Genomic DNA, 15999 nt, shown 5'->3' with positions numbered 1-15999 from the left:
CAGGAACTTTCAATTGTCAATTAAGTCTTCTTATTCGGTTTGCTCTTTTTTATTCCAAGGAAAGGTTGCATGTATTCGGGAACGATCTGGCGCGGTTTGTTTTTGCGGGCAAGAGTCGGCTGCTGGTATTCCTGGTAGTAGATCCGGACAAGAATGATAAAGTAAGAAATGATTAACGGACCAAAAATAAGTCCTGTAATACCAAAATACTTCAGGCCGATGATCACTCCGAGAACAGTTACCACCGGATGAACATCTGCCATTTTTTTGGCCAGTATAAACCGGATCACGTTATCTATGGTGCCGGAAAAAACAACACTCCACGCAGCAACAAAAATGCCCTGCCACGTGTGGCCGCTTATCAGTAAAAATATGGCAACGGGAACCCACACTATCCCAATTCCAACTACAGGTATTATAGAGGCGAAGCCTGTAATTACACCCCAAAAAGCGGCTTCCTTAAGGCCTGCAATTGAATAGCTCAGGTAGGCAAAAAAACCTTGAGCAATAGCAATAAGAGGTATGCCGATAGCATTACTGAATGTTTGAGCCACCAGCTCGTTGCCAAACATCATGATCTTGCTTCGCTTAAACGGCAGATAGAAAACAATAGCCGCTTCCATCCGGTTTACATTCATCAGCATGAAGTACAAGAAAAAATACATCATGGTAATGGTAGTGAAAATGCCGAGGCTTTGATTAAGAATGATGGACAGCAGGCCGGCTGCCAGTGCCTGTATTTTTCCCACAGTTTGCTCTGTAAACAGGTTAAGGCCGTATTTTTCATGCAATAACTGATCAAATTGTTTTACAGCTTTGATAATGATATCAGGATTTTGAGCTACAGGCACAATTTTATTATACAACATTGTACCCATTAACGAAATGGGAAGCAGAATAATAAAGAACGAAATGAATATAACGGCAATAGCGGCCCAGGATTTCTTCCATCTTTTCTTTTTTACAAGATATTCAACAAAAGGCCTGCTTAATACGTATACAATGATAGCCGCCAGAAAGGCGGTAAAAAAATCGATCATACTGTATAACAGCAACGAAGCAAATAAAATAATAATACCCAAAAAGAAGTATCTGTTAACTTTATAATCCTGACGGTTTAACATATCGGTGCAATATTTGTTCAGTTATACAGTAGATGCCAAAATTTATTTAAATTAAATCAAAGCGTATGAATAAGCAACAAAAAATCCTCGTGTGCTTGCTTGGCGGAGCCGCAGCTGGTGCAGCCATTGCCTGGTTTTTGCAAACTGAAAAAGGAAAAGAACTTGCAGAATCACTCAAGACATCTTTCAAAGATTTTGCCGAAGATGCGAAGGAAAAGATTACTGCCAAGTGGAATGATTTAGACAAAGGTGTGGAAGGTTTGCTGAAAAAAGGCAAAAGTCTTGTGGAAGATGTGGAAGACAAGACACAAGATGCAATATCTTAAAAAGGCTATTATGGAACAAAAGGAAAACTTTTTCGCAGAATCAAGGGATAAAGTGGAGGAATATCTGCAAGACAGGCTCCTCCTCTTTAAACTTAAAACAGTTGAACAGGCTTCAAAACTGGCCGCCGCTATGTTTATAGGCATTATCATAGCCATTGTGAGCGTGTTTATTCTCTTTTTTCTGAGTATCATGGGCGGGTATTACTTTGCTGATCTTACAGGAAACCTTTTTTACGGCTTTGGAATAATTGCCGGCATCTATATTATTGTGTTGCTGGTAATCTTCCTGTCAAGTAAAAACTGGTTGCGTTCACTTATTAGCAATAAGGTCATCAAGATAATCTTCGATAAAACAGATGATAATGAGTAAGAGAAATTTATCTCATATAAACACACTTGCCGATTTGCGGAGAGAGATACAGGTAACGGATGCGAGGCTAAAACTGCATGAAGAAGAACTGAAAACCCGATTGAAACGGATACCCGGGGAAGGGCTTAAATCAGGCATCTCGCTTTTATTGCCCGTTTATCTCAACAACAAGGTGTTTGATAAATCCTGGCAGCTCGTAACCAACGCCATTGGTGCGTTGGGCGGAAAAGGCAAAGACAAGGCCGGACAAAGCAAAAAAAGAGGCATTTTCGGCATTGCCAGTCAATTAGGCCTGTTTACCCTTGCCAAAACTGCCTACAAACTCTGGAAAGGAAAATAACGCGCCAAGCATCTGAGTGTGGGGATTTTATTCCACTGAATGACAGTTTTGTGGCTGGCCGTCCTGATATATAATTGCTGCTCATTCTTTGCAGTGGATATTTATAAGCGTGACTTTTCATGAAGAAATTTATCAGGCGTTCTTTAAAAATTATTGGGTGGATACTGTTAAGCCTTATTTTTTTGCTGGTATTGGTATTAATTTTAATCCAGGTACCGGCAGTGCAGAGCTTTGCCCGGAAAAAAGCCGTCGTTTACCTCGAAAATAAAATTCGCACTAAAGTTCAGATCAGTAAGTTATCCATTAAGTTTCCCAAGCAAATTGTGCTGGAAGGAATTTATTTTGAGGATCAAACAAAAGACACTTTGCTGGCAGGTGACAAAATCCAGGTTGACATCTCCATGCTGAAGCTGCTTCGTAACACAGTAAAGCTAAATTACCTCGAGCTGGACGGAATTACAGCCAAAGTAAAAAGATTACAACCAGACACAACTTTCAATTTTGATTACATTATTAATGCTTTTTCTTCAGGATCAAAGGATACAACTACTTCGACTGACACAAGCTCGATGAAGTTTGAAATAGGTACGATCCGTCTCAATAAGATCAGGGCGATATACCATGATGATGTAGCGGGAATGGATGCCACTGTTAACCTGGCAAAATTCGAAACATCCATAGACACTTTCGATCCCTCACGATCAGACTACGATATTCCCAACATACAGCTTGCAGGAATAAGCTCCTCGGTAAGGCAATACAAGCCACTGATTGAACCAAAGCCAATGGACTCAATTGAAACGAAAAGTAACGAGCCCATAAAAGTAAAGTTGCAGCTAAAAAATATTCAACTGAACGATATTCATCTTGACTATGAAAATGATATTTCGCGGCTGTATACTGCGCTTGATCTCGGGAAGCTAAAAGTCCTGGCCGGCGCAACGGATTTAAGCAAACTGTTTATTCAGCTGAAGCAACTGCAACTAGACAATACTTCCGTAAAGGTAAACCTGGGCAGGGCAAAACAAGCCAGGGTTGTTAAGACAGAAGTAAAGAAGAACGTTAAAGCTCAGGTTGACAATCCGTGGAAGATTGTGCTTGATCAGGTTGATTTTAACAACAACCAGCTTTCTTACAATGACAGCAATGCTGCAGTTGTTAAAAAAGGAATGGACTACAGCCATCTTGGTATCACCGATTTCATTTTAAAGGCTTCGAACCTTGCGTTCACACCTGTGAAGTTTGAAGGGGATTTAAAACAACTTTCATTTAAAGATAAAAGTGGCTTTGTATTGAATAATGTGTCTACTCAATTTCTGTATGGGGAGAAAGACGCGCAGTTGAAAAATTTGCAGGTTGCTACACCTTCATCGAGGATCAGTACTTCGGTTACCGCAAAATATCCGTCGCAGGAAATGCTGGCAACAAAGCCCGGAGAAATTTTTACTGATGCATCTATCGACACTTTTAATCTTGCTGCAAAAGATATCCTACTTTTATCTCCATCCCTTGAAACCTATCTGAAAGGTCACGAACAGGCCGTTATTAAGCTAAAAGGAAAAGCGCATGGCTATGTAAAAGATATCGCGCTTAACAATATAGAATTAAGTGGCTACGGCAGCACAGCCGTGCAAATGAGTGGAAATATAAAAGGCCTCCCGGATGGAAAGAATGCTTACTATAATATTAATATCGCGAAGCTGTCTACCTCAAGAAAAGATTTGCTGGCATTGATCCCTAAAAATACACTACCCTCTAATATAAGAATACCGCAATCAATTTTGCTAAGCGGTAATTACAAAGGCACTACTTCTGCATTCTCCACCGTATTAAATGCAAGAACAACCAACGGCACTGCAAAGGTCTCCGGATCGCTTAATACGCGAACAGAAGCATACAACCTCAAAGCGTCTACTCAAAATTTGAATGTTGGCTACCTTATCAGCCAGGATTCTACCATCGGAAGAATTACGTTAACTGCATCTGCAAAAGGTCGCGGATTCGATTACAAAACGCTCACCACAAATGTGGATGCAACACTTGTAGAAGGCGAATTGAAAGGATATACATATAAGAATCTGCAGTTAAAAGCTTTTGCTGAACCGGACAGTGCTTTTGTGGAATCTTCGATTGATGATCCCAATATCCGGTATGCGTTGAGGGCGCGTGCAAATCTTGCATCTAAGTTTCCGACGAATCTTAGAGTCAGATTGGATCTTGATACACTGAATCTTCAAGCCCTTCATCTTTCTTCAGATTCACTTCAGTTTCATACCAAACTATTTGCGGATATGCCATCTGCGAATCCGGATAGTTTGATCGGATTAATCAGCATTGCAGAAACCATCATTTTACAGGATTCAAACAGGTTTGCGATAGACACAGTAAAAGTATTGGCGGCCCACGGCGGCGACACACAATCAATTGCACTTACTTCGTCTTTTGCTGAGGTTAACTGGAAAGGGAAGTACAAACTTACAGAGACGGCGACAGCATTGCAGCACACTATAAATAAGTACTACAGGTTAAAAGGTTTTAAGGATACGGCGTTTACAGAACAGGATTGGCAGATGCATGTGTTTATTAAGCCATCATCGCCGACAATCTTACAATTTGTTCCTGAATTACGGGCTTCTGATACAATCGGAGCAATGGTACAATATAAAAGTAAAGAAGACGACTTGCAGGTGAACATGCATGCGCCAAAAATAAAATATGGAGAACAAACAATAGATAAACTGACCTTGACGGCCCAAACATCAGAAAAGAATATTGCTTATGCACTTAAAATAGCGGACGCGGGAACAAAAGGCTTCCGGCTGAATCAAACTGCGATATATGGTAACATAGATACTGCTGCCATAACAACATCAGTGCTGTTAAAGGACAAGAAGGCGAAGGACAGGTATCATATCATGACCAAACTTCAGCAAATTGACAGTGCAATTAAAATAACTTTTGTTCCGGACAGTCTTATGCTGAATTACGAAGCATGGAATATGCCGGCTGATAACTACTTTCAATATGATTCATCAGGTATTATAATAAATGACTTCAACCTGAATAAAGGTAATCAGGCAATAAAGCTTAACAGTACTGCACACACGCCAAACGCACCTATAGATGTTGCTTTTGAAAATTTCAGAATCAAAACGCTTACTGAATTTGCAGATCAGGATTCGCTGTTCATGGATGGGGTTATTGATGGTAAAGCTGTTGTAAAAGATGTAACGAAGAACCCGGTATTTACTGCAGATATGTTGTTTAAAGACATCAGCTACAAAACCGACACCGTTGGTAATATTGCCCTTAAAGTGAACAACGAAACATCCAATGTATATAATGCCGATGTTAAGATTGATGGTCATGGAAATGACATAACACTAAACGGAAATTATTATACGGGTGAAGGAAAAATGGATCTGAAATTAAACCTGAACAATGTTAACCTGGCAACCATAAAGAACTTTTCCGCAGGAAGCCTGAGAGATGCGGGGGGCAGCCTGAAAGGTAATATTGACATTGCTGGAACTACCAAGGAGCCGGTTGTAAATGGCAATCTCCGTTTTGTTGATGCATTTGTTACTCCAACAATGCTGGGTGAAAGGTTCAAGTTGGCAAATGAAAACATTACCATACAGGAAAAAGCGATAACGTTTAACAAGTTTACATTAACCGATTCTGCCGGAAGCAAGGCTATACTTGACGGTACTATCAGCACAAAAGATTATGTAAACTACCAATTCGGATTGACACTGAAGGCAGATGAGTTTAGTGTGGTAAGCTCAACCCAGGCGGATAATAAATTGTTTTACGGCAAACTGAATATTGATGCGGATATAAAAGTGAACGGGGATTTAAGGACTCCTGCCATACAGGCCGGCCTGAAGGTAAACAAATCGACCAACTTCACATTTGTTTTGCCCAGTGAAGACCCAGAATTGGAAGAGAGAAAAGGTATTGTCCGGTTTGTGGATATGGATGCACCTAAAGATACCGTTACCACTGCACGGCAGTTCCAGCAGCCAAGATTTCAGGCGCTTGCAGATCTTGATCTTTCAGCGAATGTAGAAACTGATAGTGCAGCACAATTCATACTGGTTATTGATGAAAGAAACGGTGACGCTTTAAAGATCAGGGGTAAAGCAGACCTCTCCGGCGGGGTTGATGAAAGCGGCAGGCTTACATTAACAGGTAACTATGAGTTGGTGCAGGGAAGCTACCAGTTAACACTGAGCATTTTAAAAAGAAAATTTGATATACAGCGCGGAAGCGTAATAACCTGGACGGGAGATCCCACCTCGGCGAATGTGGACATTACTGCGGCTTATAGCATAAAAACTGCACCTATAGATCTTGTTGAACAACAACTGGCAGGTAAATCCGAATCAGAAACAAATAAGTACAAAGAAAAAATTCCTGTAACGGTATTGTTGAAAATGAAAGGAGAGTTACTAAAACCAGTTATCACTTTTGATATTACCATACCGCAGGAGCAACAATCTCAGTGGAGCGACGTAGAGGCAAAACTTGATCAGCTCAGGGCAAATGAAGCAGAGATGAACAAGCAGGTGTTTGCATTGCTGCTGTTGGGTCGCTTTATGCAGGAAGATCCGATGGCTTCAAATGCCGGTGGTACTGCTGAGGGCATGGCACGTGAAAGCGTTAGCCGTATACTGACCGATCAACTAAATCAACTGGCGGGTACTTTGATTAAGGGAGTAGATGTAAACTTCGGCATAAACTCAGGAGATACTTATTATACGGGCCAGCGCGAGACATCTACCGATTTCAGCGTTGGTGTTTCCAAATCCCTGCTGAATGACCGGTTGAAGGTTAGCGTTGGCAGTGATTTTATGCTCGAAAAGCCGGCTAACAGCGCCCAGGCAAATTCAAACATAGCTGGTGATGTGGCTGTTGACTATCAGCTCTCAAAAGATGGTCGCTATAAAGTGCGCGGCTACAGAAAGAACAAATATGACGCCGTAGTGGAAGGACAGGTAATAGAAACCGGGTTGACATTTATACTCACATTGGACTACGATAAATTCAGAGAATTGTTTACAAAGGCTAAGAAAAATGATTAACAGGAATGGGGTATAACAATAACATAAGATTCATAGAAGCATTCCGGACAATTGGTAGGTTAAGCTTGTTGTTCACTCTTGCTGCTTGTATTTACTCTTGCAGTGTAACTAAAAGTATTCCGCCGAACGACGCATTATACACCGGATCTGATGTTAAATTAAAAAGCATTAAGGATAGCTCCAACGTAAAAAATAAAGGTTTGCAAAGTGAACTGGAAGCCCTGGTGCGGCCTGCCCCTAACAAATCATTTCTAGGTGTTCGCTTTAAGCTGATGATTTTTAATATGGTGGATACACCAAAAGCGAATAAGGGCTTTAAGTACTGGTTGAAATACAAAGTAGGAGAACCTCCTGTTTTGGCCAGCAGCGTTAACCTGGAAAAGAACAGGCAAATAATGCAAAACAGATTGGAGAACAACGGCTACTTCCATTCAGAGGTAACCGCTGACAGTGTGATTAAGAACAAAAAAATGCATGCAACTTATGTGGCCATGCTTACCAAACAGTATAAGATAAAGAATACATACTTTCCCACGGACTCCGGATTTATGTATAATGTTATGCGAACTACATCGCGCAGAACTTTACTTAAGCCAGGCCGGGCTTACAGTCTTGATCTTGTTAAAGGCGAACGTGAGCGAATCGACAAGCGTCTTAAAGAAAAAGGCTTCTTCTTTTTTAATGCAACGGATATAATAGTAAATGTTGACTCGACCATTGGAGACAATATGGTGAACATGTATATCCGCATTAAGCGGAGTGCGCGCATTAAATCACTTTTCCCTTACAGGATCAACAATGTAATTGTATATGCGGACTACAGCATCAATCGCGATTCATCCGTTGTGCTTGATTCAACTAAGAAATTCCAGGGATATTATATTATTGATCCGGAAAAGAAATTCAATCCGAAAATATTTCCGCAGACGCTCATTTTTAAACCGGGTGATCTCTATAGCAGCAGAGCACATGGTATGGCGCTAAACAGATTGGTAAGTTTGGGGGTATACAAATTTGTCAAGGCGCAATTTGTGGAAGATGATACCGCACACAGACCGATGTTAAATGCCTATTATTATTTGACGCCAACGGCAAAGAAATCGATCCGGTTGGAAGCTTCAGGCTTAACCAAGTCTAATAATTCTAACGGTGCCGACTTTACGTTAAGCTGGAGACACAGAAACTTTTTGAAGGGCGCAGAACTGTTTACAATGAGTGCTTACGCCGGTTTCGAAAGGCAATATACCGGTGTACAACGTGTACACAATAACCGCGTGGGTTTGACGGCCAACCTGCTTATTCCGAGAATTATAGCTCCAATAAGATTCAAAACCAATTCAGATTTTGTACCGCAGACATCCATAACTGCCGGGTACGAATTGTATATGCGTTCCGCCCAGTACACGTTGAGTAGTGCCAATGGTAGTTTTGGATATATATGGAAAGAGAATATAAAAACTGAACATAATCTTAAGGTACTTTCAGTAAATTTTGTAAGACCAACCAATATTACCGATTCTTTCAGAAAGGAAATAGACACAAACATTACGCTGGCAAGAGCAGTGGAGCGTCAGTTTATTATCGGGCCCATCTATAACTATAACTTTAACACACAACTACAGCCAAACAGAAGGAAGAACAATTACTATTTTAATGGAAACCTGGATTTGTCATCTAATTTGCTTGGGCTTATAACCGGAGCAAGCGAAAAAGAAGGTAAGCAAAAAGAACTATTTGGCACACCTTTCTCTCAATACATAAGAGCTGAAGTTGACTTCAGGCATTACTTACGGCTAAGCAAGGACAACATGTTTGTCTCGCGCTTCTTTGCCGGTGTTGGTTATGCATACGGTAATACATTGTTGATGCCGTTTACCAAAGCATTCTTCTCAGGTGGTCCGAACAGCATCCGTGCATTCCGAGCCCGGACAATTGGCCCGGGTACTTACTATGGAGGCAACCCGGTTGATTCGGCTTTTCTTGCAGATCAGCCAGGTGATATCAGGCTTGAATTGAATGCCGAGTTGCGCTTTAAAATCGTATCCATTTTGCGAGGTGCAGTTTTTGCCGATGCTGGTAACGTTTGGTTGAATCGGGATGATCCCTACAGGCCGGGTGGAAAGTTCTCCAGCGATTTTATTCGACAAATGGCTGTCGGTACTGGTCTCGGTATAAGGGCCGATATTAAATTCTTTGTAATAAGATTAGATGTTGCATTCCCCATACGGAAACCCTATGAGCCGGGTGGCCCCAAATGGGTGTTTGATCAAATTGACTTCGGAAACCCCGACTGGCGCAAGCATAATATTGTTTGGAACATAGCTATCGGCTATCCTTTCTAGCTATGAGCTATGAGCTATTAGCTATCAGCTTTCAGCTGCTGTTCAATTTTGAAGCGGTTGAGGATTGGTAAGAATGTCTGATGTTTTGATTTCTGATTTTCGCATTCACAGCTATTGCTCCTCGTATCAACGAGAAAATCGAACAACAAAGGTGTTTAAAGAAGACCAAGGCCTTAGAAATTTAAGAGAGCCAAGCTAAACATAGCAAAGGGATGAGCTTGTTTACAATTCCGGCAACAGAAGGAGGATTGTAATGGATGTCTTTTAAAAACTGTAGGTAGACGTTGCTACACAAAGTGAAGGAGGACTGCATTTTGGAGAGGCGTGGGGCGGTCCCCACAGTATTGTGGGGATGTTTGCCTTGAATTTTCTTTGATTACTTTCTTTTTTTCAAGAAAAAGAAAGTAATAAGCTAAAAAAATGAAAAAGCCTAATTCGTGAAGCGTCTAACTCGCTAATTTGTTGTTGGTAGGCTTAAGCACGTTGCTACGCTCCATACCAACGGCAGTCAAATGGATATTTGATCAAATTGACTTCGGAAACCCCGACTGGCGCAAGCATAATATTGTCTGGAACATAGCATTGGCTATCCGTTCTGGCTGTCAGCGATCAGCTTTCAGCTGCTGTTCAATTTTGACGATGTTATGTTTGTTTGACGGTTGCAAATGTGAGGAACTTTTGAAGCGGTTATGATTTAGTTACGATGTTGCACTTGATGAAATCAGACATCAGAGATCAGAGATCAGAGATCAGACATCATCCATCGCATTTCTCCGTTTGCTATTCACCATTCACTCCTCACAATTCCCGTATCTTAATCACCACTTCATGAGGAGCTTTTTCATCCCCTCCGAAATAAGGATATAAATAGTAATGCCGGTACTTCCCTCCATTACAAAAACGATGAATTTCTGTACAGGAATCGTTCACCTGAAACTTATAGATGTTGGTATCACAAATTATTGAACAAGAAATAATACTACCGATTGATGCTGTTGTCATCTCCTTCGACAAGATCTGCCCGTTATAATGCACAAAAGCGAAAAGCCTTAGCGAATCATCACTCCATCGCCAGCCAATTCTGGCACTGTTGATAAGATGTGCACTGTCGCAATCGGAAAAGCCATAAAGCTTGTTGATATCATATTGATTCAGCGGATCGAGTGTTTTGTAGATGCAGGAACTATCAAATATGACTTCGAACTTCAGGCTGGAAGCGTCGGTTGTACGATAATAATTTTGAAGACTGAACTGTTCGTTAACCGGTATCACGTATGTTGTAAAAGTATCTACACTATGATCACCTACATAGCTGTATTCTTTTGTACATTTTGTAGAAAATACAAGAAGAATAAAAAAACATCCTGATACACAAAGCCGCTTCACGTTATGTTATTTACAGGGGAGAACTGACGCATGTGAAAAGAAAAATAAATTGTAGATGTCAGGCTTACTCACTTAGCGTACCGTTCCATACAAACTACAAAAAACATTGTGCCATAAAAACAAAGTTTACACTTCTATTTATGAACTCGAGGGCATTATTATTGTACAAGATTATATAAACATGTTACCATGGAAAATTCACAACATCAGCACAGGCTCAATTTCGCACAAAGAAATTGGCTTTTACTATGTGTTATAGTTGCAATAGTTAGTTCCGTTGTAACTTATTTTATTCAATCCGGAAAAAAATACTCCGGTAATATTACAAACGGGGGCTCCATTAACACCTCCGCTCCGGCAAACGATTCAGCAGGTATTCCTCCGGATTCATTAAGTCATTGAATTAAATGTATGAAAATGTGTAACAAATAATTCACGCAGTCGCGTGCATAATCTCTATTGCCTGAAAGTCTTGCGCCGCAAGGCTTTTCTCGTTTCACACAAATTGTTGAAATCGTTTTTACACAGCCTGTTAACAAGTTAATTATTGCTTCTTTTTTTTCTGTTCTAAAATTGCACTGTCGTTAGGGTTTTCGCAACTGCGGAATTAAAGGGGAACCGGGTGTAAATCCCGGACTGTGGCGCAACTGTAATTACCAACGGTATAAGTCAGAAAATCTGCCTTAATGATTGTTTTTTTGACGCGCTTACGCTCTATAAGCCAGGTCAGAGTTTCGGGAAAAGTTTTGTTCTGTAACTTATCACAGTTCAATATCCTCGTCTCCTCTATCGCCGGCTTATTGCATCATTCATTTAAAATCCGGCAAAATGCAACAAACAGAATTACTATTACAAGAGAACAAAGAACGCTTTGTGTTGCTCCCCATTAAGTATCCTGCAATATGGGAAATGTATAAAAAACATGAAGCTAGTTTCTGGACGGCAGAAGAGATAGACTTGTCGCAGGATTTAAAAGATTGGGATAGCATGAACGAAGGTGAACAGCATTTCATAAAACACATTCTTGCCTTTTTTGCAGCAAGTGATGGTATTGTAAATGAAAACCTGGCTGTGAACTTCATGAGTGAAGTACAGATCCCTGAAGCACGTTGTTTTTACGGTTTTCAGATCATGATGGAAAATATTCATTCTGAAACATATGCTTTATTGATCGATACTTATATCAAAGATGCAACTGAAAAAGCAAGATTGTTCAACGCTATAGAAACGGTGCCCTGCGTTAAACAAAAAGCAGAGTGGGCGTTGCGTTGGATCAGCAACGGCACATTTGCTGAAAGACTGGTTGCCTTTGCTGCAGTTGAAGGTATTTTTTTCAGTGGAAGTTTCTGCTCCATATTCTGGTTGAAAAAGCGCGGATTGATGCCGGGCTTAAGCTTCAGCAATGAATTGATCTCAAGAGATGAAGGATTGCATTGCGAGTTTGCATGTTTACTGTACAGCATGTTGCAAAACAGGCTAACACAGGAGCAGGTGTTTAACATAGTAGCGGACGCCGTTAGCATCGAAAAACAATTTATCACAGAAGCTTTGCCTGTTAAGCTAATAGGTATGAATGCCGATCTGATGAAACAATATATCGAGTTTGTTGCGGACAGATGGCTGGTTGCGTTGGGATACGATAAAATGTTCAATGCCACGAATCCGTTTGATTTTATGGAGATGATCTCCCTCCAGGGCAAAACAAACTTCTTTGAAAAACGCGTTGGCGATTATCAAAAAGCCGGCGTTACCTCAAACAAAGCAGAAGAAGTGTTTTCAACAGATGAAGACTTTTAGTAATGGAAAATTGAAAATGAGATTGCCAAGTACGATTTACGAAGTACGAAGTACTCAGGTGCAAAATGCTTCAGAATGGGAAGTGTTTTAATTGTTGGTTTTTCGTTATCCCGAATACTAAAGGTTTATAAACTGAAACAATTTTCTTCAATTTAGTTGTGAGAGTCAGGATGTTTTTGTTCTGTTCAGAAGATGATAACTAGGTACTTCGTACTTCGTAAATCGTACTTCGATCGGGCATTTTCAATTGTCCCCGCCTGAATGACTTCAGTCGGGCAGGAATTATCAATTTTCAATTAACATATATGTACGTAGTAAAAAGAGACGGAAGAAGAGAATCGGTAAAGTTTGATAAGATTACCGCAAGGGTGGAAAAACTGTGCTATAGCCTTAACAGCAAATTTGTCGACCCTGTTAAAGTTGCGATGAAAGTGATTGAAGGATTATATGATGGCGTAACTACTACAGAACTAGACAACCTTGCTGCTGAAACGGCTGCTTCAATGAGCACCATACACCCTGATTACAGTTTGCTTGCTTCTCGCGTAGCGGTAAGCAACCTGCACAAGAATACTGTAAAATCATTTTCTGCAACTGTTGAACAGTTGTACAACTATGTAGAACCCAAAACTGGTTTGCGTAGTTCGCTTATTGAAGATGAGGTTTACGAAGTAGTCTGCAAACACGCAGATCTGCTGGATTCAACAATCATCTACGATCGCGACTTTGCCTTCGATTACTTTGGCTTCAAAACATTAGAACGTTCTTATCTTTTAAAGCTTAACGGTAAAGTGGTAGAGCGTCCGCAGCACATGTACATGCGTGTGGCCGTTGGAATTCATTTGGACAATATTGAAGAAGTTATCAAGACTTATCACCTGTTATCTGAACGTTGGTTTACGCATGCAACACCAACATTGTTCAATGCGGGTACGCCAAAACCACAAATGTCATCATGCTTCCTGCTAACAATGAAGGATGATAGCATTGATGGTATTTACGATACATTGAAACAAACAGCAAAGATCTCCCAGTCAGCCGGTGGAATTGGACTAAGCATTCACAATATCAGAGCTACGGGATCTTACATCAGCGGAACCAATGGTACAAGTAACGGTATCATCCCTATGTTGCGGGTATTTAATGATACAGCACGTTATGTAGATCAGGGTGGTGGAAAACGTAAAGGAGCATTTGCTGTATATCTTGAGCCATGGCACGCAGATATCTTTGAATTCCTTGACCTGAGAAAGAATCATGGTAAAGAAGAAATGCGCGCAAGAGACCTGTTCTATGCACTGTGGATCTCTGATCTGTTTATGCAACGTGTAGAAGCGAATGAAGAGTGGAGCTTGTTCTGTCCGCATGAAGCACCGGGATTAACAGACAGCTGGGGTGAGAAATTTGATGAGCTGTATGTGCGCTATGAAAAAGAAGGTAAGGCGAGAAAAACTGTAAAAGCGCAGGATCTGTGGTTTGCCATTCTTGATGCACAGATAGAAACAGGAACTCCTTATATGTTGTATAAAGATGCTTGTAACAGAAAAAGCAATCAGCAGCATTTAGGAACTATCCGCAATTCAAACCTGTGTACTGAGATTGTTGAGTATTGCGCACCTGATGAAGTGGCGGTTTGTAATCTTGCTTCTATTGCATTGCCCCGTTTTGTGAACAACGGCGAATTTGATCATCAGAAATTATATGAAGTAACCTATCAGGCTGCCGTTAACCTGAACCGTATCATTGATAGAAATTATTATCCGGTTGATGAAGCACGCAACAGCAACCTGCGTCATCGTCCTATTGGGTTGGGTATCCAGGGATTGGCAGATACTTTCATCCAATTAAGACATCCTTTTGAAAGTGAAGCTGCACAACAATTGAATAAGGATATTGCTGAAACGATGTACTTCGCGGCTATGCAGGCTTCTTGTGATCTTGCAAAGAAAGAAGGAACTTACAGCACTTACGAGGGATCTCCACTATCAAAAGGCGTATTCCAGTTCGATTTCTGGGGTGTTGTGCCGGGTAACAGGTGGAACTGGGAAAAACTGCAGGGTGAGATCAAGCAATATGGTGTTAGAAACTCATTGTTGATTGCTCCGATGCCAACAGCATCTACTTCTCAGATCCTGGGTAACAACGAATGTTTTGAGCCATATACTTCTAACATTTATGTAAGAAGAGTATTGTCTGGCGAGTTTATCATCGTAAACAAATACCTGTTAAAAGATCTGATTGAAGCTGGTTTGTGGAACGATGAAATGAAGAACAGGATCATCGCTGCAAACGGATCAGTTCAGAACATTCCTGAAATACCACAGGATATGAAAGATCTGTACAAAACTGTTTGGGAGATCAAACAACGTACGCTGATTGATATGGCTGCTGACAGAGGTGCTTATACCTGCCAGTCACAATCATTGAACCTGTTTGTTCAGCAACCAACTAAGGCCAAGCTCACGAGCATGCACTTCTACGCCTGGAAGAAAGGGTTGAAAACAGGTATGTATTATCTGCGTACACAGGCTGCCGCACAGGCTGTTCAGTTCACTGTTGAAAAACAAAGTGCCGCACAGGTTCAACCTTTGATCAACAATCAGCAGGAAGAAGAAAATGACAACGATGTTCAGGGAGTAGCCTGCCCGATTGATGGCAGTTGCGAAGCCTGCAGCGCATAGTAAGTTGACAATGGATAGTTCCTGCCCGACTGACGTCATTCAGGCGGGGGAAAATGGAAAATGACGACTATAACAAGAGACGCAAATCATTCATTGGTTTGCGTTTTTTTGTTTTATGCTAAGACATCTAATTTTCTCCGCAGAAGGATACATATTCATTTCAAATATCAACAGAGTCGCTCTATCGCTCCCTTCATTGTCAACTTTCCATTTTCAATTATCCGCACATTCGCACATCTGCACATTCGCCCTCCTTCATTTTCAATTCTCAACTTTCAATTCTCAATTACCCTATCTTTGCGCTCTTGTTCTTTGTTATATTCAATGCAATAGGGTTTCCGTCAAAAGCGGAATTAAAAAGGAACCGTGTGTAATTCACGGGCAGACGTGCTACTGTAAGTAACCTTAAGGCGTGCCATTTATGTTCATTGTTCCATCGGAATGAGAAGAACGGCATTAGCTGTTACAAGCCAGGATACTTGCCCCTTGCGGATGATATGCTTTCACGATATAAGGCAGGTCAGATATTGATACTTTACTTCTCTC

At 40.9% G+C, this 15999-nt stretch carries 10 protein-coding genes and 2 riboswitches; of the genes, 8 read left to right on the top strand and 2 right to left on the bottom strand.

Annotation, left to right across the window (positions count from 1 at the left end; genetic code table 11):
• Positions 1-20: 20 nt before the first annotated feature.
• Entirely contained in the window at positions 21-1124 is a 1104-nt protein-coding gene (locus QTN47_RS27005) for an AI-2E family transporter (protein ID WP_369332579.1), read from the bottom strand.
• A 65-nt stretch (positions 1125-1189) separates the two neighbouring features.
• On the opposite strand from QTN47_RS27005, the gene QTN47_RS27000 reads away from it, so the two are divergent.
• From QTN47_RS27000 to tamL, 5 genes are all read left to right on the top strand, one after another.
• On the top strand, positions 1190-1450 hold the full coding sequence (locus tag QTN47_RS27000; RefSeq protein WP_369332578.1) for a YtxH domain-containing protein: 261 nt from the start codon (positions 1190-1192) through the stop codon (positions 1448-1450).
• Between the two features lie 10 nt (positions 1451-1460).
• Positions 1461-1820 carry a phage holin family protein gene (locus tag QTN47_RS26995; protein ID WP_369332577.1) on the top strand — a complete coding sequence of 120 codons (360 nt, stop codon included), beginning with the start codon at positions 1461-1463 and terminating at the stop codon, positions 1818-1820.
• Positions 1813-2160 carry a hypothetical protein gene (locus tag QTN47_RS26990; protein WP_369332576.1) on the top strand — a complete coding sequence of 116 codons (348 nt, stop codon included), beginning with the start codon at positions 1813-1815 and terminating at the stop codon, positions 2158-2160. Before QTN47_RS26995 ends, QTN47_RS26990 begins: the two co-directional genes overlap by 8 nt.
• Positions 2161-2279: 119 nt before the next feature.
• Positions 2280-7247, top strand: a complete 4968-nt coding sequence (locus QTN47_RS26985) for a translocation/assembly module TamB domain-containing protein (protein WP_369332575.1) — start codon at positions 2280-2282, stop codon at positions 7245-7247.
• Positions 7248-7252: 5 nt separating this feature from the next.
• Positions 7253-9589: a translocation and assembly module lipoprotein TamL gene (gene tamL, locus QTN47_RS26980; protein WP_369332574.1), complete on the top strand. Its 2337-nt coding sequence runs from the start codon at positions 7253-7255 to the stop codon at positions 9587-9589.
• 798 nt (positions 9590-10387) lie between these two features.
• Here the strand turns inward: tamL and QTN47_RS26975 are convergent.
• Positions 10388-10975, bottom strand: coding sequence for a hypothetical protein (locus QTN47_RS26975; RefSeq protein ID WP_369332573.1), 588 nt, complete (start codon positions 10973-10975; stop codon positions 10388-10390).
• Between the two features lie 189 nt (positions 10976-11164).
• Between QTN47_RS26975 and QTN47_RS26970 the strand changes: the two genes are divergently transcribed.
• The 3 genes from QTN47_RS26970 (at position 11165) to QTN47_RS26960 (ending at position 15453) form a co-directional block, all read left to right on the top strand.
• Positions 11165-11377 carry a hypothetical protein gene (locus tag QTN47_RS26970; protein WP_369332572.1) on the top strand — a complete coding sequence of 71 codons (213 nt, stop codon included), beginning with the start codon at positions 11165-11167 and terminating at the stop codon, positions 11375-11377.
• Between the two features lie 168 nt (positions 11378-11545).
• Positions 11546-11675: riboswitch (cobalamin riboswitch) on the top strand.
• A 128-nt stretch (positions 11676-11803) separates the two neighbouring features.
• The gene (locus QTN47_RS26965) at positions 11804-12772 is read left to right on the top strand and encodes a ribonucleoside-diphosphate reductase small subunit (RefSeq protein WP_369332571.1); all 969 of its coding nucleotides are present in this window, start codon (positions 11804-11806) and stop codon (positions 12770-12772) included.
• Positions 12773-13077: 305 nt separating this feature from the next.
• Complete coding sequence (locus QTN47_RS26960) at positions 13078-15453, top strand: ribonucleoside-diphosphate reductase subunit alpha (protein ID WP_369332570.1); 2376 nt, start codon at positions 13078-13080, stop codon at positions 15451-15453.
• A 315-nt stretch (positions 15454-15768) separates the two neighbouring features.
• A riboswitch (cobalamin riboswitch) is annotated at positions 15769-15954 on the top strand.
• Positions 15955-15999 lie beyond the last annotated feature (45 nt).

It is taken from the genome of Danxiaibacter flavus (assembly GCF_041060425.1).
GTDB lineage: Bacteria > Bacteroidota > Bacteroidia > Chitinophagales > Chitinophagaceae > Danxiaibacter > Danxiaibacter flavus.
Note: the sequence above shows the minus strand (reverse complement) of the source record. Positions and strands in the feature narration are given on the sequence as shown.